A 19467-nucleotide genomic window follows, 5' to 3' on the forward strand; every position below is an offset into this window, starting at 1 on the left:
CAAGGCGTTGTAGCCTTGGGGAGGTTACGGCGGGTTGCTTTAAACGAACCTGTTTAAGCACTCAAAGCCTGGAAGAAATCTCGTTCCAGATGTAGCCGTAGTTGTATTGCAGCCAACGAACCAACGCCTTATCAAACTGCCTTCGAAACCAGCTGTTCTCCCTCGCAGCCAGTCTTTCCTCGATCATTACCCTGAGCGAGTCTGGATCAAAGCCAGTCCATACTGGAGGCACAGCGGCCACAAGGTTGGTGAAGCACACCGGTGCGACCTCTGAATAAAGGATTTCGTAGAGCACATCGGGATCGATGCCTCTGACCTCCGCCGCTAAATAATCGTATTCGACCGGCAAATCGTTGAAAGGCCAGGAGAGTGCAGCTCTGACGTCAGTCAGCTGCGGCTCATTCAGAAGATGTCCCAAAACCAAAACTCCTTTAGTTAGTCACTCAGTGGATGAGGACAAGAGACGGGGATATTTCTTGAAAGATAGTACTGGGCTTTATTGGCAAAAAAGGAATGGCGGGATTTTCAGGACTTCTGAGAATGCGGAATTTATGCGAGCCATTCGCAGTGGGCGAGAGCGCTTGGCACGGAACCAAGCGCTCAGGGTAGGGCGGGGCACTTGCGGTTCCACCCTGATGTTTCAGTTTTTGCTAGCGTTCAGCTTGCGCAGTTCTTCGTAGGTCGCCGACTGGACGAACCAGAAGCCGGAAATGATGCACCAGCACAGGGTGCCGGCCACGAAGATACCCAGCGCCGGCAAGAACCCGCTGGTGAAAATCGCGACGATAGCGACCAGCCAGATGAATGCCAGGGAGAGATACAGGACGGTGTTGTTGACGCTGATGACGAAGTCTTTCACGGGGCATATTCCTTGCGGAATGTAGAAAAAATCCCCCTCTCCGGGGGGAGGCGCAAGCGTGCCATCACAATGCCTTCGCTGACCAAGAAAAGGGAGCCTCTTTATCTGCAAAAAACCTGTCCTCTATTTTGTCCAAGCCGACGTATTTATTATGTCGGGCATCCGGCTAGCACCCAATTGCATACCCATTTGTCGGTATGCGTTAAAGATGGATTTTTTTTAACAAAATTTAGATATTTCTCAGCTTCGTCCCTTGAAAGGACTCTGAGCGAATAAATGTAGGCTCTTCTGTCCCACGACGCTGACGTCAAGACTTTTTGCTTGGCTTCTTTTGACCAAGCGATGTTTCCTTCCAGTAATGCGGCAGCGGCAGCGGATGCAGTTGCGCCTTGATAAACATACCGGCGAATATGTTGATCGGCTAAAAATAATGTATCTCGAGTAAAAAGCCACTCCATCCAGACTCGAACGCTTCGTTTATTAATTCTGTTTTCTTGACATAGTGAAGATAGTTGCGGAATTATTTTTCTTATTGATGGTGGAGGTAGCGACACAAGATATAAACAGATGTCGTTAATTACTGGTATGTAAAACTCAATATCCTCGAGTATAGTTTCTGCGATTTCTGCTATTTGGCCATGCTTAGCTCTTCTGATAATGGCTCTTAAAACGGCTAAGTCTAAATATCCGAAATTGCGTGCTCTTATAAGAGCATCTAAAAGAGATGCCCCTAAATTTTCGCCCTCGTCATCATCCTCTTGAGCATCCAATTCAGGATAGCTCTCATATTCATCGTATTCTTGATAGTCATCATCGTAATCGTCTCGTTCAGGCTCGTAGGCCCCATACTGATTGCCAGCCTCTATTTCGTTCAATATATCAAGCTTTTCCATTTGAAACTGATTCTGAAGCTCCTCTTGAAGAAATTGAGCAGATGACCTGATGGAGGTTTTTTCTGAAACTAATCCAAGTCGATGTTGGTCGTGAAGATAAACAACAAGATCCTCAAGAATCTCCGATAGTTGCTCTTCTGAGTCTGAAAAAATTCGAATGTCATCAACGTAGCGAACGTGTTCGACATGATGATTTGAAATGAATTGATCTACGTCAAGCAAGATTGCTTCTGCCAAAATAATTGAAGCTGCTGGCCCTATTGGTATTCCTTGCGATGCTTTGTTGTTCAAGCGAGATAGGAAGTTTTCTATTTCCCGTCCTGTGTTGTCCGGCCCGCCAACTGAATCAATAACGTTACCAACTCGATGAAGATAGATTTGGTTGTAAAAGTCACTAATGTCTGTAGAAAGTACGTATTCGTACACGTCTCCAAGATTTTCACAACTTTCTCTGTATGCAGGAAAACCAGAGCCCTTTGAGAAATAGCTATTGTCATCAACCTCAATTCGGTAAGAACAGGCGATAGATGGCAGCATTCGTGCAGCTTCTACCTGTTCAGCCACTAGGTAAACAAGTGCGGTGTAGATTAATGAGTCTAATGGTTCTAGCTGATGAACAATTCTATATCCTCCGCGAGCTTTAGCCCAAGGGAGCACTCTAGGATTTGTTGTATGTGCGCTGGCGAGCGGTGTCCCTAGGAGGTAGCTTTTGACTTCAGACCACGAATGCCACAATGCATGAAACTCAAATGGTTTTGGATAAAAATCGGTGTCGTAAAATGACGTTATATGATTGCGTGCAAATTCTAAAGATGCGTCGGTTAATACCATATTTTAGAACTCTTGATTTTTAGTAAATACAAGACATCCGATAGAGAAAGGGGGTGGATATTATTTCTTCAAAATAAATCTGTCCCTTAGCTGTTTCGTCCATTTTTCTGAGCAAAGCGCCTTACAGAATCTCTACCTCGCTTTCCTGAAGCCAGCCAGCAGCAACAACGTTCCGCTTGGCCAATGCCGGTTGAGGCGTGTATACGACAATCGCCAGGCTTTTTTCGGCTCGACTGCAAGTCACGTAAAGGAGCCTGCGAGTACGTGCTAGTGCGTTGTCTTTACCGTCACGCTCGTTGTCCCGGTCCGTTTTTGTTGGTTCTTTTACACCTAATAATTTGTCGTAGCTGAATAAGAAGCCGCCGGCCTCCTCATCATTAATAACTACCATGACACGTGGAAACTCCAGTCCCTTAACACCTTGATGTGTACCGTACGGTGAAAGACCATCTGTATAACTCGCAAAGGCTGCTAGCTCCGAAAATGGACGCTCAAGGAATAACCGGTATGCGTAGTTGGTGAACGCGTTCGTATCTTCAGGATCTGGAACCTCATCAGGTACTTCCAACACCATTGCTCCCAACAGGTTTTCAGGAACATCAAGTAATTGAGTTTGCAACAGAAGCGCAGCTACCTCGATCAGCGTTGGATCGTTGTCATCGAAAAGAGAGAGTAGGGAATATGTCGCGTCCTCTACGCGCTGCAAGTGGGCGGATTGATCCCCTATTGATTGCATAAAATCCTTACTGAGTAAGGGAGAGCGAGAGCGTACGGCTTCAAGTAGAAGGAAGTGATCGTTTTTTGCGGAGATGATGGGAAGAACACCTTCGCTGAAAACACGAAGTGCGGGCAGTGTGCCGTCCAGTAGGCCTGTCTGAAGGTGCTCGACCGAGTACAGGGGGCTGAACAGCTTCTCGAACCCCATCCGGCGTCCAGCCATCTTATGTTCCAGGATCAAAGTTTTCCGGCCCTCAGGACCAGTATCCCACTCGCTGTCGCCGGTAATTGCAGCCATCGAATGAGCGATGTCTTCCTCAAGGTTCGGTGCTTGCTCTTGGTTTTGACTGATGCAGTACATGCGTACTACACCTTCAAGGGCATCGGGTTTTGGGGTCTGCTGATGAGTGTCGGCAGTGCTTCGAATCACGTTAATAAGTTCTACTACCCTACGAGAACATCGGCGATTAACTATCTTTTCGGGTTTAGCCCAATCATCCGGTATCGCTTTGTCGAGGCGTGTTATTCCATGGCCGTAAATCTGTTGCATCGTATCGCCCAATAGTCCCAGGCAGAAACGTGACTCTGTGGACTGCTGGATTTTTAGAAAGGCCTCCATAACGGGAGCGTGGGTGTCTTGACTTTCGTCGATCAATACAACTGGATAGCGATCTACTAGAACATCAAGCAAAGGGGGGGTAGGCGCGAATGCGGCAGTTAACTTGATAACTTCATCGTGATTGAGTGCTTGCCGCTCTCTGTTGTCACCGGTAGGGCTGTAGATGAATTTCGTAATCTCGTCGAGCGACTCAAGTCTGCTTATTTTGCTTTGTAATTTGCGTCTATTCCCTCTAGAGGTTTTATTGTCGCCTCTCGAGCGTGCCAGTTCACCTTCGATCTTCTCAATGTCCTGAGCAAGTTTGATCCTAAGCCACTCTCTAATTTCGTTGTCGAAACCTTGAATTAGACGCCAAGCGAACGCGTGAATTGTCGAGACTTCTACGAGTGGATCAAACTCTAACCTTCGAAGAATTTCGTCGCAGGCCGCGTTTGTGTATGTGATCACTGCAACTCGTCGACCCTCAAACGTCAGGCGTTCACGCTCACGGTGCTTAAGTTCACGTATAGCCTCGACGAGAGAGTGCGTTTTTCCTGAGCCAGCACCGGCGTAAAGAAAAAAGCTTTTCGGGTCTTTCAAGTTTAGACATGTCTGCATGATGGTGTCGGCATCTGCGACAGCAGCATTAATCATGAGTCACCCCCGTACTTTCAGGAGGAATTACGAGCAGCTCCTTTTGCTTACTTCGCAATCCGTACTCCAACCACTCGAGACCTTCACTTATGTATTTAGGGATTTCGAGATCGGGAAAATTTTCGTCACTCAACACTAGCAACACAAATTCTGCTTTCTTCCCTTCTCGCAATTCGTTGAAAAAACGTTCCCCAATGGCTGCGGCTGTTTGCGCTTCATTTAAGATTTTTACGAAAGCTTTCATAAGGCCAGCCTTGTCTGTTCTTTTTGCAAAATGTTCAACGTTGCTAAGCACAAAGCTGTCTTCGAAGGTATTTGGAAGTGTTTCTATCCCTTCGCCAGTAGTGGGTAGGCGAAGGGGAATAGGTGTTTGATAGGCTATGCGTACCGAGTATAGGTCATCGATCTGATGCACTTTTTGGCTAGCTGGAAGTTCAAGAAGTTCATCCACTGTGCTGCCCAATTGCATCAGCTTCATCCAGTTCCGCAATGTCGGATTGTTCGTGTTTTGGTCTGCGTTTCTTTGCACCGGTTTCGCAGCCTTATCGAGTCCAGCATCGAGGTCTGTGATAACTAGGGTAAGAATGCCGAGAGCGTCAATTAACGGCCTTAATCGATGGGCGTGACTACCACCGATATCAAGAGTTGTGATGTAGCAGCGGTCAAGGAATGGGAACTTGTTCCGCAAAAAATGCGGTAGCATCATTCGCTCTGCTGAACCCTCTACCAGTATTACGGCATCGGCAAAAAAAATGTCTGCATGCTGTGCCCGCAAATATCTAGTCACGAACTCCTTCGTTCTTGTTCCGTCACCGAACACGTTTGAGAGGTTACTGACTGTCGACACCGGTACACGGATGTCATACATCCCAGCAGGGAGTCGTCTGAAATACCTAAGATTTTGGTACTCCACTTCATGAGTTACATGGCTGGAGTGCGTGCTCACTAAGAGCTGGGTCTTTAGATTTGGGTAGCGTTCAAGTAATCCGTCTCGACATAAAACTTGGTAGGCGTGCCGCACGAACACCTGTTGCACTTGAACATGGAGATGGGCTTCAGGTTCCTCAATGAGTACAAGGTGAATGGGTTCAATGCGGTCTATTGTTTCGGTGGTAGCTGCCCTGGTTTTTCTTAGCCACTTATCTCTAAAACCCATTAGCCGAAAAATCATAGATATTAAGTTTTGGTATCCCAGCCCGTTTGCTGTCTCTGGTAAGTGTAGAGGAGGAGCTCCAGGGGCGCCCTGAACAGAATCCAACTCAAAAAGGACGGCTGCTTCATGATTCATACCATCAGTTGTTGCTAGACGACTTGAGACTTTGATACGTGGGTCATTGCGGCCAGGGTAGCCCAATCCCTCGACCTCCCTGATAGCAGGTTCGAAGCTGCTACTTAACCTAATATCAAACGCCGATTGGGCTGCTTCTATCGCTCGTAATGCTTCTAGATCTGAGATATCTGGGCTGTCACCAGGATCAAGGTGTTGGGAGTAATAGGATCTGAGTTGTTCCGAAAGTTTTTGAGCGCCGCTGGGTCTAGTGTTATCGCTTTGATTGTCTTCCGAATAGTCTCCGAAGCCCCGCTGTGCGTTGATCTCGTGCACTCGAATTAGTCCGCTGAGAGGATTACTTTCCAGAGGCAGAGTAGTCGCACTCAATTTCTGCATCAGAGCCATTCGAGTCGACTTATCAGGGTTCTTAAGTTGTTCTGGATCTAGGCGATACCAACGAACCTTAAATTTGCTTCCCAAGCGACGGTTCAAATAGTCATGAAGGCTTTGAGGCCATAGCTTCAGCGGTTTACCAGGTGGATCTTCTTTCCCTATGGCATCTTCAAGCTCTGCAACCCTTGCGCGCTCCTTGCGATAGTCCGTGTACAAAACGTTCATATCATCTGGTTCAAGCAGGAAACGCATTCCTACAAGCCCGCCGCGCCATGCAAAACTGGGTATGAGATCGCGGATGAAGTGAAACTCTCCTTGATCCGCCGATACCCAGATATCCAGAGTAGGGAGCCAATCGGCCCATTCGTTGGCTGTAGGAATCTCAAAATTTGCTGGTGGTTTCTCCCACACCTTACCAATCTCGTCCAGCTTGGCGAGATGACAAAGAGTCAGATCTTGTAGTCGAAATGTGGATGCCTTCGATACCAAAAATCTTCGGAGTGCCAGCATGGCCGAGGACTTACCGCTATTGTTTGCACCTACAAGTAGAGTGGTCTCATTAGCGAAGTCAATTCGCACAGAAAGCAGTTTTCGGAAGTTAGATATCTCTACGTGCTGAATGCGCATGGGTCGTCCCTGAAAACCTGAGGAATGTCAGTTTGCAATCAAATGTAGCAGCTGGCTGCAGCAATCAATGAAAAATGGCACTTGACCCTCCGACGTGGGAGTCACCTGAGTCTAAGCCTTAACCCACCGCCCCCGACCCCAACCACTCAACCAATCCACCCCCACACCAAAATCAGCATAGCCAATATCACCGTCCCGCCTGCGCCTCCTGAAACAAACTCAAGCTCACATACAACATCTGCCCCAACCCCCAGCCCCGACAAACCCCAACACGCTGGCCATCCGAATATTGTTCTCCCACCGATACAAACAGTACGCCAGCAACTGCGGCGCCAGGTTCGGCAGCGTGCCGTAGCAGAACGCCAAAACCGGATTCCCGCCCTGCAACCGAATCGCCTCCGCCGGTTCCGGTGGCGTGTTTTCCAGCGCTTCCGCAAACAAGCGCCCCAGTACGCCCGTGGTGTGCAGGGCGAGGGCGAGGGTGCCAGCGTTAGGCCCAAGGCCGGCGGCGAAGACCATGAGGGCGGCCCAGACGAGTTCGGGGATGGCACGCAAACCGTTGAGCAGCAGGCGGGCGGCGCTCTGAAAAAACCAGCCGAAGCGGCCGGCGGCGGGGAGTGCCAATAACAGTCCCAGGACCGTGGCGAGGAGGGTGCCGAGGGCGGACATGGCCAAGGTTTCCATGGCGCCGTGGAGGATGGCGTTGAGGTAACCGGCGCTGAAGTCAGGGCTCAGGAAGCGGCCCACATACGAGCCCATTTGTTTCAGGCTGGTGGCGCTGCCGAGTTCTTCGAGGTCGAGGCCCAGGTAGGCGAATGAGGCGATGACAGCGGCGATGATCGCGACAATCAGCAACGGGTTGATCAGACGCTTCATGTCAGCCTCCAGCGCAGCAGGCGGCTGAGTTGGTCGGCGCCGAGGACGAGCAGCAGGAAGGTGAGGAGCATGCTGGCGACTTCGCCGCCGGCGAACATGCGGATCGACAGGTCGATCTGTTGGCCGAGGCCGCCGGCGCCGACGAAGCCCATCACCACTGAGGCGCGGATGGCGCATTCCCAGCGGTAGACGGTGTAGGAGAGCAGTTCGGCCGCGACGTTGGGCAGTACGCCGTAGGCGAAGCTCGCGAGGCGTCCGCTGCCGGCCTGGAGCAAGGCGTGGGCCGGGCGTTGGTCGGTGGATTCGAAGATTTCCGCGTAGACCTTGCCGAGCATGCCGCTGTAGGTGATGGCGATCGCCAGCACGCCCGCCGCCGGGCCGAGGCCGACGGCGCGCACGAACAGCAGCGCCCAGACGATCTCCGGCACGCTGCGCAGGAAGATCAGCAGCCCGCGCACCGGCCAGCGCAGCAGTCGGCCCAACAGGCTCGGACGACCACCGTGGGAAGCGGCGGACAACGACAAGGCGCGGCTGGCGAGCAGGCCGGCCGGTACCGCCAATACCAGCGCCAACGCCATGCCGGCCGTGGCGATGGCCAGGGTTTGCAGGGTGGCCTTGAGCAGCAGTTGCAGAAAGTCTCGATCATGGGCCGGCGGCCAGAAGGTCGAGACGAAGCGGCCCATTTCGCTCTGGCTGTCGGCGTGCAGCAATACGCCGAGGTCGAGTTCGCTGAGCTGAATGCCCGGCCACAGCAAGGCAATCGCCAGCAGTGTCAGCAGCAACCGTGGCAGCGCGGCGGGGTCGCGGGTGTCGGCGGTCAGCATCGTGGAATCTGCACAATCAGTGGCGTCAGGGCCGGCGCCGGGGAATGCAGTTGTTCGTTGGCGTACAGGGTGTCGAGCATGTCGTGGCTGACTTGATCGGACGGGCAATCGAACAGGATCTGCCCCTCGCGCAAGCCGATGATGCGCGGGAAGTGGGCGAGTGCCAGTTCCACCGCGTGCAGGCTCGCCACCAGCGTGACGTTGTGCTCCCGGGCGTGGCGCGACAGGACCGTCAGGGTGTGCCCGGCGAGAACCGGGTCCATGGCCGACACCGGTTCATCGGCCAGCAACACCTCCGGCGCCTGATACAGCACGCGAGCGATGCCGACCCGCTGCAATTGGCCGCCGGACAGTTGCTGGCATTGGCTGAAGAGTTTTTCTGCCAGATCCAGCCGAGCCAGAGCGGCGCGGGCGCCGGGGATGTCCAGCGGATACAGCAGATTGATGAGGCTTTTGCCCAGGCTCCATTGCCCGAGTTTGCCGGCCAGCACCGCCGTCACCACCCGTTGCCGGGGCGGCAGGGGCGGTGCCTGATGCACCAGGCCGATTTTTGCGCGCAGGCGTTGGCGCTGGCGGGCGGACAAGTGCCAGGCCCGCTGGCCCAGCACTTCGATGTCGCCGCTGCTGGGCCGAATCGCGGTGGCCAGCAGGTTGAGCAGGCTGGATTTACCGGCGCCGGACGGGCCGATGATCGCCACCTGCTCGCCGCTGTTGATCTGCAAATCCACACCACGCAGGGCTTCGACGCCGTTGGCGTGGTGCAGAAAGACTTGCTTGAGGCTCAGGGTCATTTCAGCAGTTCGGCGGCGCGGGCGGCTTCCTCGATGCCTTTGTAGTTGTCCGGGCTGGTTTCGATGAAGCGGCTGGCAGCTTGCAGGTCGAGGATTTTCTTCTGCTCGGGGTTGGCCGGGTCGAGGGCGAGGAAGGCTTTTTTGATCTTCGCCGCCAGCGCCGGGTCGAGGGTGCCGCGCACGGTCCAGTTGTAATCGAAGTAGGCCGGGGTGGTGGCGAAGACCTTGACCTTGTTGGTGTCGACCTTGCCGGCGTCCACCAGTTTCTGCCAGACGCTGGCGTTCAGCACACCGGCATCGACCTTGCCGGCCTGGACCCAGGCAACGGTGGCGTCGTGGGCACCGGAGTAGCCGACGCGGCTGAAATAGGTTTCCGGTTTGATGCCGTCCTTGAGCATGAAGTAGCGCGGCATCAGGCTGCCGGAGGTGGACGACACGGAGCCAAAGGCGAAGGTCTTGCCCTTGAGGTCGGCGAGGCTTTTCACGTTCGGGTCGGCGGTGATGAATTTGCTGGTGAATTGCGCGTCCTGCTCACGCTGCACCAGCGGGATCACCGGAGTGGTGGCATCGGTTTTCAGCCGTGCCTGGACGAAGGTGAAACCGCCCAGCCATGCCATGTCGAGGCGGTCGGTGGCCAGCGCTTCGACCACCGCCGGGTAATCGGCCACGGGAACGAACTGCACCTTCATGCCCAATTGCTGCTCCAGATAAGCCCCCAGCGGTTCGAACTTGCGCAGCAGTTCGGTCGGGGCCTCGTCGGGAATCGCGCTGACTTTCAACACGTCGGCGGCCTGGGCCAGCAGGGTGGAAAAGGACAGGGCCAGACCTGCAGTCAGTGCCAGGGTGCGTTTGAGCATGGGAATCTCCGTTTCATGGGCGTCAGGATCGGTGCGTAGCCTGCGGAAAAACGTCGTCGGCTGCAACGTCAGGTTAGACGAATCGGCGCGACAGCGAGGCTCAGTCCACCTGCGCGAAGCGCTCCACCAGCCAGTCGATGAACACCCGCACGCGGTTGCTCAGGTGCCGGTTCGGCGGATACAGCAGGTGGAACGGGTACGCCGGCGGACGCCAGTCGGTGAGGATCGGCACCAGTTCGCCGCGTTCGATGGCCGCCCTGACTGTGTAGCTGAATGTGTGAATGATCCCCAGCCCCGCCAGACCGGCCGCCAGATGCGCGTTGCTTTCGTTGACGCTGACCAGGCCTTTGCCTTCGATCTGATGGCGTTCGCCGTTGCGCTGGAAGTTCGACGGCAGGATACGCCCGGTGGAGGCCGAGCGGTAAGCGATCATCTGATGTCGGGCCAGCTCCAGCGGGTGCATCGGCGTGCCGTGGCGCTGCAAATAATCGGGCGTGGCGCAGGTGGTCCAGGACACTTCGCCGAGGCGGCGCACGGCGAGGGCCTGTTCGGTCAGCGGGCCGCCGCGAATGACGCAGTCGACCCGCTCGCTGATCAAGTCCACCGGGCGGTCGCTGACGCCCAGATCGACCTGAATGTCCGGGTAGCGCTCGAAGAACTTCGGCAGTTCGGGAATCACCAGCATGGTCGCGGTGGAACCGCCGATGTCCACGCGAATCCTGCCACGCGGCAGTCCCTGGGCCTGACTGAAACCCTGATCGATGTCGTCCAGTTGATGCAGCAGTTGCTGGGTCAATTGGTAGTAGGAAGCGCCGTCGGCCGTCACGGTCAGGCGCCGGGTGGTGCGTTGCAGCAGGCGCACGCCGAGATGACTTTCCAGTTGCCCGATCAGTTTGCTGACCGTGGTTTTCGGCTGGTTCAACGAGTCGGCGGCTTTAGTGAACGAGCCGCTTTCCACGACGCGGGCAAAGACGCGGATCGCCAGTAACTGATTCATCAGGCTGCACTCATGGATCGAAGACAGGGCTGAGTATTGTGCATGTCTGTGTACAAACAAAACCGATTTTGCGGATTTTTCAAATCAATCCATCGGCCTAAAGTCGCTTCCAACGGCTCACCTGCGACCCGTCACCTTCCTTGAAACAGTCACTGGAGATTCATCATGAGCAACAGACTTGAAGGCAAAATCGCCCTGATCACTGGCGGCACCACCGGCATCGGCCTGGCCTCGGCGCAGGAATTCGTCGCCCAGGGCGCCACGGTGTTCATCACCGGCCGGCGTCAGGCCGAGCTGGACAAAGCCGTCGCCGCCATCGGCCCACGGGCCATCGGTATTCAGGGCGACGTGGCAAAACTGGACGATCTGGATCGCATCTACCGCGAAATCGCCGAAAAGGCCGGCCACCTCGACATCCTGTTCGCCAATGCCGGTGGCGGCGACATGCTGCCGCTGGGCTCGATTACCGAAGAGCACTTCGACCGGATTTTCGGCGCCAACGTGAAAGGCACGTTGTTCACGGTGCAAAAGGCACTGCCGCTGCTGCGCGATGGCGCATCGATCCTGCTGACCTCATCGACCACTTCAGTGCAAGGCACGGAAAACTTCAGTGTCTACAGCGCGAGTAAAGCCGCCGTGCGCAACTTCGCCCGGTCGTGGCTGCTGGATTTGAAACCTCGGCGCATCCGCGTCAACGCCATCAGCCCAGGTCCGGTGCGCACGCCAGGTCTGGCGGGGCTGGTGCCAGCCGAACACGCTCAGGGGCTGTTCGACCAGTTGGCGTCGGTGGTGCCGATCGGGCGTCTGGGTGAGCCGAACGAGATTGCCAAGGCAGCGTTGTTCCTCGCTTCGGATGACAGCAGCTTCGTCAACGGCATCGAATTGTTCGTCGACGGCGGCACCGCGCAGATCTGACTGGCGTCAGTCAATGCCCCGGCACTTGTTCATTCGAGTGCCGGGGCTCGTCTGTTTCATCCGTTTCTTCGGCCGGTGCCTTGTCCCAGATCAGGCGCGGATCGAAGCTCATGGCCGAGAGCATGGTGAATACCACCACCAGGCCGAAAAACAGAATTCCCGGTCGCGGCTCGATATCTCCCAGCGCCTGGAACTTCACCAGTGCCGCCACCAGCGCGACCACCAGCACGTCGAGCATCGACCAATAGCCGATCAGCTCGACGAATCGATACAGCTTCGAACGTTCCCGGCGCGCCCAGTGACTGTCCCGTTGCACGGTGACCAGCAGCAGCGTCAACGCGACGAATTTCACTCCCGGCACCGCAATGCTGGCGATGAAGATGATCAGCGCAATGTCCCACGCGCCGTGGTCCCAGAACTCCAGCACGCCACTCATGATGGTGCTGTCGGCGCCGTTGCCGAGCAGGGTGGTGTTCATTACCGGCAGCAGATTCGCCGGTACGTAAAGCGCCAGGGCGGCGAACATGTAGGCCCAGGTGCGGGCCAGCGAGTTGGTCTTGCGCCGGTGCAGCGGTGCGTCGCAGCGTGGGCATTGGTGCGGCTCGTCGGTCATGTCGCAGGCCAGTCCGCAGCTGTGGCACAGGCAGAGATTGAGTTCGCTGGCGGTCGGTGGTCGTTTCACAGGATGTCCCACAAGTCACGTATGTCGCGCCCGGCAATGCGGATCAGCAACAGGCTCAATACAGCGAGGGCGAACAGGCCGATGCCGGGGATCACATCGAGCATGCCCGCCAGTTTGAACACCGCGACCATGGCGCCGAGCAGGCAAACCTCAAGCATGCTCCACGGCCGTAACGTTTCCAGCCAGCGCATGCACACTTTGAAGGCCGGACAGCGGCGCGAGGCGAGGGCGAAGCTCAATACCCAGATGAGCAAAACCAATTGAAAGGCCGGGGCGATGATGATCGAGATCGCCGCGACCATGGCCATGAAAGTAATCGGCCCCTGACTCAGGGCCAGCACCGAATCCCACAGGGTCGCGCTGTTTTTCAGGCCCTTCATGCTGATGCTCATCACCGGATAGAAATTGGCGAACAGCCATAGCATGGCGGCAGTGAAACTCAGGGCCAGACGTTGCTCCACGCTCAGGTTGTTGTGGCGCTGGAGCACGCCGCCACAGCGAGCGCAGAGGGATTTCTGGTAGCGGGCGAGCGTGGCTTTTTCGTACACGCAATCGCAATGCTCGCAGATGATCAGGTGATCAGTCGTGGCCATGGGGCGCTCGAGGGAAGGAGGGCTGAACCTTCTTCAATATAGGCGCGTTGGGGCATCCGACAACTGTCACATCCCGAAATGCACCTTTGATCTGCCGCTGCACCGCGCCGAATCTGGCCCCGGACAGCGACCACGCAACCGGGCGTTCAGACCGGTTGCGTGGCTTCCTCTTCCGCTATCGCAGCCTTCACACCGGGCCGCTCGGCGATGCGCGTCATGTAGTTCGCCAGCGCCGGCCAGTCTTCGATGGCGATACTGAATGTCGGCAACCACTTCAGCACCGTGAACAAATAGGCATCCGCCACGCCGAACGCCTGCATCAGAAACGGCTGGGTCGCAAGGAGGCGGTTCAGGTAATCCAGTCGTTTGAAGAGTTTGTGTTTGAAGATCGTTTTGGTGGATTCCGGGATTTCGCGGCTGAACAGCGGCGCGCTGCCCCCATGAATTTCCGAACTGATGAAATTCAGGTATTCCTGCAAACGCGAGCGCTCCCAGGTGCCATTGGCCGGGGCCAGCGTTTGACCGGGCAAAAGGTCGGCGAGGTACTGCAAAATGGCCGGGCCTTCGGTCAGTACCTCGCCGTTATCGAGCATCAGCGCCGCCACGTAGCCTTTCGGATTGATCTCGTGAAAGTCCCGGCCGTCGGCGGTGCGCTTGGTCTGGTTGTTGACCCGGATCAGTTCGAACGGCAGCGCCAGTTCTCGAAGCACAATATGCGGGGCCAGCGAGCAGGTCATGGGGGCGAAGTACAGTTTCATGGGATCTCCTTCAAATGAGAGCCCAGAATCCGGCATTGTGGCGGCGCTTCGCAAAGGACATCTGCGGTGCTAGCGTATGACAAAATCTCATGGATTGAAGAGGCCCTATGCTCACCCGACTGCCGTCGCTCAACGGATTGCGAGCCTTCGAATGCGCGGCCCGCCACATGAGCTTCACCCGCGCTGCTGAAGAACTGAATGTCACCCAAACCGCAATCAGCCATCAGATCCGTCGCCTTGAAGATGAACTCGGCGTTCGCCTGTTCATGCGTTTGAAGGACGGATTGGCGTTGACCGAGGAGGGCAATGTTTATTTGCCGGGTATTCGTTCGGCGTTCATGGAACTGCGCCACTCGACCGAGCGCTTGCTGGAGGCGAACAATCAAAGCGTCCTGACGATCAGTACGCTGGTGTCGGTGGCGTCCAAATGGCTGTTGCCGCGCCTGCCGTCCTTTCGCGAGGCGTTTCCCGCAATCGATGTGCGCATCAGTGCATCCACCGAGCTGGTGGACTTTCGCAAGGGGGGTATCGATGCAGCGATCCGCTACGGCAACGGAAACTGGCCGGGACTGCGCGCCGACTGGCTGATGGCCGACGAGATTTTCCCGGTGTGCAGCCCGCGCCTGCTCGCCGGACCGGATCCGATCAAAGCGCCGGCCGATCTGGCCCGGCACACCTTGTTGCACGTCAGCGGGCAGACTGCCGATGACTGGAGCGCCTGGCTGAACGCTGCAGGTCAACCGCCACCCTCGGCCAAAGGCCCGCGCCTGACCTTCGATCTGGCCATGATGGCGGTGCAGGCGGCGATTGACGGGCAGGGCGTGTGCATCGGTCGTTCGACCTACGTCGAGGACGATTTGCGCGCGGGGAGGCTGGTGGCGCCGTTTGATTTGCGGCTCAAGTCCGACTCGGGTTTCTACTTCGTCACCCCCCATGAGAACGCCGAATCGAAAAAAGTCGTGGCGTTCAGGCAGTGGCTGTCGCAGGTGGTGAGAGTTGTATGAGCGTGTATCAATCCCGCCCTCGTACACAGTGAGCCAACAAGCGCCGGTATCGGGACACATTCCCGGTACACGCCCTCTTCAAAGTAGAGGCGTCACTTCACTACTTGCAAGAGGGCAACACCATGCGCCGCACACTCCTGATGACCGCAGCCGCCGTACTGGTTTCAATGACCGGCCTCGCACACGCCGCCGACACCCAGCCTGCGGCTCCCGCCAAGAACTGGCAACAAGGCCTGAGCCGCACGGATCTGGTCCATCAGGACCTGGGTGCTGCGGACCGCGAAGTGATCCAGGCGCGGGTCGATTTCGAACCGGGCATCACCTCGCCACGCCACGCCCATCCGGGCGTTGAAGTCGCCTACGTCATCAGCGGCACCTTCGAATACCAGCTCGAAGGCCGTGCGCCGGTGACGCTCAAGGCCGGCGATTCCCTGTTCATCCCCGAAGGCGTGGCGCACATCGCGAAGAACGTCGGCAATGACAAGGGTTCGGAACTGGCGACTTACATCGTCAAGAAAGGTGAGCCGTTGTTGATCCTCAAGCAATAACTCCCGGGATACTGAAAAGGCCTGCCAATGTGGCAGGCCTTTTTTGCTGTCGGCGGATTCAATGCAGGCCGATGCCGCCCGACTCAGACTGAAAGAACTTCAGCGCACATCCACCTCTTTCACAACCCCGGCAGATGCCCTTTGCTTGCGCCTCTTGAGCCAACTGAAAAACGCATGCACCGGATGCAGAACGGCCGTCAGCACGCCAAGCAGCAGGATGATGAAGAGGATGATCAGCGGGATGCTTTCGTGCGAGAACATGGTGGGTTACTCCTGTAGTCACTATGTTGGAACCCCCAGACTAGACGCATCCGACGATGTTTTTGGTGAACGTATGTTCATCCTCGGTCGCTTCGATTGTGCTACGGGAGGCCCGGGATCGGCTCCGCGTTCGTGAGCAGTTCTAAGGCTCGTTTTTCTCGCTGACGGTCAACCGGGCATGTCGAAATCAGGCATCGGCATGCCGCACACGAGCTATTTGCGTTCAACTTCAGCCACGTAAGGTGAAGCGTCCATCAGAGAACAAGAAAACAATGAACAGCCTGAATTCGAAGGAATCGAGCGGTCAGTTGGCGCAGGGATTCAAGCCTCGCCACGTGACCATGTTGTCAATTGCGGGAATCATCGGCGCGGGGTTGTTCGTGGGTTCCGGACACGCCATCGCAGCGGCGGGGCCGGCGGTTTTGTTGGCGTATCTGTTTTCCGGCCTGTTGGTGGTGCTGGTCATGCGCATGCTGGGGGAAATGGCGGTGGCCCGACCGGACACCGGATCGTTTTCCACCTATGCCGATCAGGCCATCGGCCGCTGGGCCGGCTTCACCATCGGCTGGCTCTACTGGTGGTTCTGGGTGCTGGTCATTCCCATCGAGGCGCTGGCCGCCGGGCATGTCTTGAATCAGTGGTTTCCCCACGTCGATGCGTGGTTGTTTGCGCTGGTGTCGATCATCCTGCTGGTGATCACCAACCTGTTCAGTGTCGCCAAATACGGCGAGTTCGAATTCTGGTTCGCCATGGCCAAGGTCGTGGCGATCATCGGTTTCATCGGTGTGGGTTTTGCCGTGCTGATGGGCTGGATTCCCGAGCGTGAAGTCAGCGGCCTCAGCCGCTTGATGGAGGAACATGGCGGGTTCGCTCCCAATGGTTTGTCGGCGGTGGTCGGCGCGTTCATCACCATCATGTTCAGTTTCATCGGCACCGAGGCGGTGACCATCGCCGCTGCCGAATCGGACAACCCGGCACAGAACATCGCCAAAGCCACGCGTTCGGTGATCTGGCGCATCGGCGTGTTTTATCTGCTGTCGATCTTCGTGGTGATTTCCGTGGTGCCGTGGAACGATCCGCTTTTGGCGTCCGTCGGTTCCTATCAGCGCGCACTGGAACTGATGAACGTTCCCCACGCCAAATTCATGGTCGATGTGGTGGTGCTGATCGCCGTGGCCAGTTGCATGAACTCGTCGATCTATATCGCTTCGCGCATGCTGTTTTCACTGGGGCTTCGCGGCGATGCACCGCAGGCCTTGAAAGTGACTTCTGGCGCAGGCGTGCCGAGGGCGGCGGTGATTGCCAGCAGCGTCATCGGCGCCGGGGTGACACTGCTCAGCTACTTCATGCCCGCCGGCCTGTTTCAATTCCTGCTCGCCAGTTCCGGGGCCATTGCGCTGCTGGTGTACCTGGTGATCGCGGTTTCTCAACTGCGTATGCGCCGGATGCTGCTTCGGCAGAATGTCGAGCTGACCTTGCGCATGTGGCTGTTTCCGTGGCTCACGTATCTGGTGATGGCCTTCATCTGCGCCGCCCTCGCGGTGATGATGCTGACGCCGGAGCATCGTCTGGAAGTAACTTCGACCATTGGCCTGGCGCTGGCGATTTCCTTTATCGGGCTGGTGACCACGCGTCAGCATGGGCAGGCGAGTTCTTCTGTCCCAGTCAAACAAAACGCCCGAGGCAGTGCCTCGGGCGTATAGGAAGGATCGGGATTCAGATCAGGCGCAGGGTCACGTCGATGTTGCCGCGCGTGGCCTTGGAGTAAGGGCAGGTCTGGTGCGCGGCCTCCACCAGCGACTGGGCGACCGAAGGTTCCAGCCCCGGCAGGCTGACATTCAAGCGTGCCTGCAGGAAAAACGCGTCGCCGGTCTTGCCCAGATCGATTTCGGTTTCCACCGCCACATCCGCCGGTAGCCTGATCTTCAGCGCAGCTGCCGCCTTGCCCATGGCGCCGATGAAGCAGGCTGACCAGCCAGCCGCCAGCAGTTGTTCCGGGTTGGTGCCTCTGCCATTGGAGCCCGGTGGCGACAGTTTGACGTCCAGGTTGCCGTCGGAACTGCGCGAGGCGCCATCGCGTCCGCCGGTGGTGCGGGTCTTGCCGGTGTACAGCACGGTGTCGATTTGATTGATCATGAGAATGCCTGCCTGTGTGAGTGGTGGAGTCGGAGGTAAGGCTCCGATGGCCCACACTTTTGCATTGGCATGTACCGGGGATGTGTCGTGCAACGGGGGGTTATGTATCGCTGTGTAGCAATGCAGTTCAGCCTGATCGCTGAGAGCGCGTCAGCAGAATTCCGACGCCCACGCGTGGGTTGATCGCATTGAGCGGCATGTCCCAACCATGTACGACTGCGGGCGTCCGGGCCGCAGTGCAGTCCCGAACGTTGAGGACTGCACTGCGTGCAACGGCGAGGGCTCAGCCCTCCTGGCTTTCCGGGGCTACCACCCACACGCTGCATGGCATTTTGTAGAGCAGGTGCTCGACGGTGCTGCCGACCAGCCGGCCGATTCCCCGGTGGGCCACACGACCCATGACGATGAGATCGACGTCGTACGCATCGGCATAACTGGACAGAACCTTGGCCGGGTCGCCGAGGATCATGTGTTGATTCTCGGCGGGAATGTCATTGCGTTCAGCCAGATCACGGAAGGCCTCACCCTGGGCATCGAACAGCTTTTTGGCGGCATTCGAGGAAAAGAACGCCGAGGCGTTATCGAAGCCGAATTCTGCTGCGCCTATCGAGGACAGGTCGTGGGCGTAGATCACATCGAGTTGAGCGTTGCAGATGCTCGCCAGTTTGGCCGCTTCGCGCAGAATCCGGTCATTGAGCCCCACATAGCGGTCATCGCGATGGAACGGATCGACCGCCGCGACGATACGGCGCGGCAGAGCGTGCAGTACGTGGCTGACGAAGTGCAGCGGCACCGGGCATTCGCGCAGCAGGTGGACGTCAAGGGGAGTGAACATCAGGCGCGACAATGCTGATTCGTGCTCCAGCGCCTTGATCATGGCCGCCATCGGCTGCTCCTTGAGGTGAATGAGGATCTCCTTAAGCGGGTTTGCCACCCACACGACTTCCGTCGTCACGTGCACGCCGAGTTTGCGCAAAGGGCGGGCCTGATCCTCCAGCCATTGCCGATGCCGCTCGACATAGCCCACGCGCATCTGTTCCAGCGCCTGTTCATTGACCAGACCGGCAGTTGCCAGGCCCTCCAGATAATCGAATGCCACGATGTGCAGCGCGGCATCCGCGGCTTTGGCCAGTGCCGCCGCACGGTCGAACGCCGGGCTGTTTTCCATCAGGGGTGAGACGACGAGCATGAAGCGTGATTGCTCAGACATGGCAGATCTCCCGTAGGCAAATGCAGGAACGTCTGGACTCGAGAGCGACCGCGCACTCGGGCTGTACCGCTTAGTGCCTATCCTGCCGACGCTGGTGGGGAGGGCCTTGATTTTTGTCAACCCGGTGAGTGGCCGCCGATCTGGCCGGATCGGCGGTCAGGGGCGGACTGATC

Annotated in this window: 19 protein-coding genes and 1 pseudogene; 4 read left to right on the forward strand and 16 right to left on the reverse strand. The window is 56.8% G+C overall.

Translation table 11 applies throughout. The annotated features are described in order from the left end of the window. Positions 1-61: 61 nt before the first annotated feature. The 10 genes and pseudogenes from C6Y56_RS12365 to C6Y56_RS12410 form a co-directional block, all read right to left on the reverse strand. Positions 62-418 carry a DUF7079 family protein gene (locus C6Y56_RS12365; RefSeq protein WP_169430107.1) on the reverse strand — a complete coding sequence of 119 codons (357 nt, stop codon included), beginning with the start codon at positions 416-418 and terminating at the stop codon, positions 62-64. Positions 419-640: 222 nt separating this feature from the next. Next, positions 641-859: a hypothetical protein gene (locus tag C6Y56_RS12370; protein ID WP_011333849.1), complete on the reverse strand. Its 219-nt coding sequence runs from the start codon at positions 857-859 to the stop codon at positions 641-643. A gap of 149 nt (positions 860-1008) precedes the next feature. After that, positions 1009-2583 carry an RNA-directed DNA polymerase gene (locus C6Y56_RS12375; protein ID WP_169430108.1) on the reverse strand — a complete coding sequence of 525 codons (1575 nt, stop codon included), beginning with the start codon at positions 2581-2583 and terminating at the stop codon, positions 1009-1011. Positions 2584-2704: 121 nt separating this feature from the next. Then, positions 2705-4552, reverse strand: coding sequence for a UvrD-helicase domain-containing protein (locus C6Y56_RS12380; RefSeq protein ID WP_169430109.1), 1848 nt, complete (start codon positions 4550-4552; stop codon positions 2705-2707). Next, a complete protein-coding gene (locus tag C6Y56_RS12385; RefSeq protein ID WP_169430110.1) occupies positions 4545-6842 on the reverse strand; it encodes an AAA family ATPase in 2298 nt (765 codons plus the stop codon). The genes C6Y56_RS12380 and C6Y56_RS12385 overlap by 8 nt, the downstream gene beginning before the upstream one ends. A 111-nt stretch (positions 6843-6953) precedes the next feature. Then, a pseudogene (gene phnE, locus C6Y56_RS12390) lies at positions 6954-7718 on the reverse strand (phosphonate ABC transporter, permease protein PhnE). Continuing rightward, on the reverse strand, positions 7715-8542 hold the full coding sequence (locus C6Y56_RS12395; protein WP_169430111.1) for a PhnE/PtxC family ABC transporter permease: 828 nt from the start codon (positions 8540-8542) through the stop codon (positions 7715-7717). The pseudogene phnE and the gene C6Y56_RS12395 overlap by 4 nt, the downstream one beginning before the upstream one ends. Next, on the reverse strand, positions 8536-9333 hold the full coding sequence (locus C6Y56_RS12400; RefSeq protein WP_169430112.1) for a phosphonate ABC transporter ATP-binding protein: 798 nt from the start codon (positions 9331-9333) through the stop codon (positions 8536-8538). Before C6Y56_RS12400 ends, C6Y56_RS12395 begins: the two co-directional genes overlap by 7 nt. Further along, on the reverse strand, positions 9330-10190 hold the full coding sequence (locus C6Y56_RS12405) for a putative selenate ABC transporter substrate-binding protein (RefSeq protein WP_169430113.1): 861 nt from the start codon (positions 10188-10190) through the stop codon (positions 9330-9332). The genes C6Y56_RS12400 and C6Y56_RS12405 overlap by 4 nt, the downstream gene beginning before the upstream one ends. Positions 10191-10290: 100 nt before the next feature. After that, on the reverse strand, positions 10291-11187 hold the full coding sequence (locus C6Y56_RS12410; RefSeq protein WP_085709857.1) for a LysR family transcriptional regulator: 897 nt from the start codon (positions 11185-11187) through the stop codon (positions 10291-10293). A gap of 165 nt (positions 11188-11352) precedes the next feature. Between C6Y56_RS12410 and C6Y56_RS12415 the strand changes: the two genes are divergently transcribed. Then, positions 11353-12102 carry an SDR family NAD(P)-dependent oxidoreductase gene (locus tag C6Y56_RS12415; RefSeq protein ID WP_169430114.1) on the forward strand — a complete coding sequence of 250 codons (750 nt, stop codon included), beginning with the start codon at positions 11353-11355 and terminating at the stop codon, positions 12100-12102. A gap of 10 nt (positions 12103-12112) precedes the next feature. Here the strand turns inward: C6Y56_RS12415 and C6Y56_RS12420 are convergent, their stop codons facing one another. From C6Y56_RS12420 to gstA, 3 genes are all read right to left on the reverse strand, one after another. After that, positions 12113-12784: a paraquat-inducible protein A gene (locus tag C6Y56_RS12420; protein ID WP_169430115.1), complete on the reverse strand. Its 672-nt coding sequence runs from the start codon at positions 12782-12784 to the stop codon at positions 12113-12115. Then, on the reverse strand, positions 12781-13377 hold the full coding sequence (locus C6Y56_RS12425) for a paraquat-inducible protein A (protein ID WP_169430116.1): 597 nt from the start codon (positions 13375-13377) through the stop codon (positions 12781-12783). Before C6Y56_RS12425 ends, C6Y56_RS12420 begins: the two co-directional genes overlap by 4 nt. 146 nt (positions 13378-13523) lie before the next feature. Further along, positions 13524-14135 (reverse strand): glutathione transferase GstA, encoded by a 612-nt coding sequence (gene gstA, locus C6Y56_RS12430; protein WP_169430117.1) that lies wholly within the window; start codon positions 14133-14135, stop codon positions 13524-13526. A gap of 107 nt (positions 14136-14242) precedes the next feature. Between gstA and C6Y56_RS12435 the strand changes: the two genes are divergently transcribed. After that, positions 14243-15139, forward strand: coding sequence for a transcriptional regulator GcvA (locus tag C6Y56_RS12435; RefSeq protein WP_169430118.1), 897 nt, complete (start codon positions 14243-14245; stop codon positions 15137-15139). A 122-nt stretch (positions 15140-15261) separates the two neighbouring features. Further along, entirely contained in the window at positions 15262-15687 is a 426-nt protein-coding gene (locus C6Y56_RS12440) for a cupin domain-containing protein (protein ID WP_169430119.1), read from the forward strand. A gap of 99 nt (positions 15688-15786) precedes the next feature. On the opposite strand, the gene C6Y56_RS12445 is transcribed toward C6Y56_RS12440, so the two are convergent. After that, on the reverse strand, positions 15787-15948 hold the full coding sequence (locus C6Y56_RS12445) for a hypothetical protein (RefSeq protein WP_169430120.1): 162 nt from the start codon (positions 15946-15948) through the stop codon (positions 15787-15789). A 272-nt stretch (positions 15949-16220) separates the two neighbouring features. On the opposite strand from C6Y56_RS12445, the gene gabP reads away from it, so the two are divergent. Further along, a complete protein-coding gene (gene gabP, locus C6Y56_RS12450) occupies positions 16221-17651 on the forward strand; it encodes a GABA permease (RefSeq protein ID WP_169430121.1) in 1431 nt (476 codons plus the stop codon). A gap of 13 nt (positions 17652-17664) precedes the next feature. On the opposite strand, the gene C6Y56_RS12455 is transcribed toward gabP, so the two are convergent. Then, positions 17665-18084 (reverse strand): organic hydroperoxide resistance protein, encoded by a 420-nt coding sequence (locus tag C6Y56_RS12455; protein ID WP_169430122.1) that lies wholly within the window; start codon positions 18082-18084, stop codon positions 17665-17667. Positions 18085-18367: 283 nt separating this feature from the next. Then, positions 18368-19294, reverse strand: a complete 927-nt coding sequence (locus C6Y56_RS12460; RefSeq protein WP_169430123.1) for a universal stress protein — start codon at positions 19292-19294, stop codon at positions 18368-18370. Between the last annotated feature and the right edge of the window lie 173 nt (positions 19295-19467).

The sequence above is a fragment of the Pseudomonas fluorescens genome (genome assembly GCF_012974785.1).
GTDB classification, from domain to species: domain Bacteria; phylum Pseudomonadota; class Gammaproteobacteria; order Pseudomonadales; family Pseudomonadaceae; genus Aquipseudomonas; species Aquipseudomonas fluorescens_BT.

Coding starts and splice junctions, on each gene's coding strand:
- C6Y56_RS12375 (WP_169430108.1), bottom strand. CDS start 2,583: ATGGTATTAACCGACGCATCTTTAGAATTTGCACGCAATCATATAACG.
- C6Y56_RS12380 (WP_169430109.1), bottom strand. CDS start 4,552: ATGATTAATGCTGCTGTCGCAGATGCCGACACCATCATGCAGACATGT.
- C6Y56_RS12385 (WP_169430110.1), bottom strand. CDS start 6,842: ATGCGCATTCAGCACGTAGAGATATCTAACTTCCGAAAACTGCTTTCT.
- C6Y56_RS12395 (WP_169430111.1), bottom strand. CDS start 8,542: ATGCTGACCGCCGACACCCGCGACCCCGCCGCGCTGCCACGGTTGCTG.
- C6Y56_RS12400 (WP_169430112.1), bottom strand. CDS start 9,333: ATGACCCTGAGCCTCAAGCAAGTCTTTCTGCACCACGCCAACGGCGTC.
- C6Y56_RS12405 (WP_169430113.1), bottom strand. CDS start 10,190: ATGCTCAAACGCACCCTGGCACTGACTGCAGGTCTGGCCCTGTCCTTT.
- C6Y56_RS12410 (WP_085709857.1), bottom strand. CDS start 11,187: ATGAATCAGTTACTGGCGATCCGCGTCTTTGCCCGCGTCGTGGAAAGC.
- C6Y56_RS12415 (WP_169430114.1), top strand. CDS start 11,353: ATGAGCAACAGACTTGAAGGCAAAATCGCCCTGATCACTGGCGGCACC.
- C6Y56_RS12425 (WP_169430116.1), bottom strand. CDS start 13,377: ATGGCCACGACTGATCACCTGATCATCTGCGAGCATTGCGATTGCGTG.
- gstA (WP_169430117.1), bottom strand. CDS start 14,135: ATGAAACTGTACTTCGCCCCCATGACCTGCTCGCTGGCCCCGCATATT.
- C6Y56_RS12435 (WP_169430118.1), top strand. CDS start 14,243: ATGCTCACCCGACTGCCGTCGCTCAACGGATTGCGAGCCTTCGAATGC.
- C6Y56_RS12440 (WP_169430119.1), top strand. CDS start 15,262: ATGCGCCGCACACTCCTGATGACCGCAGCCGCCGTACTGGTTTCAATG.
- C6Y56_RS12445 (WP_169430120.1), bottom strand. CDS start 15,948: ATGTTCTCGCACGAAAGCATCCCGCTGATCATCCTCTTCATCATCCTG.
- gabP (WP_169430121.1), top strand. CDS start 16,221: ATGAACAGCCTGAATTCGAAGGAATCGAGCGGTCAGTTGGCGCAGGGA.
- C6Y56_RS12455 (WP_169430122.1), bottom strand. CDS start 18,084: ATGATCAATCAAATCGACACCGTGCTGTACACCGGCAAGACCCGCACC.
- C6Y56_RS12460 (WP_169430123.1), bottom strand. CDS start 19,294: ATGTCTGAGCAATCACGCTTCATGCTCGTCGTCTCACCCCTGATGGAA.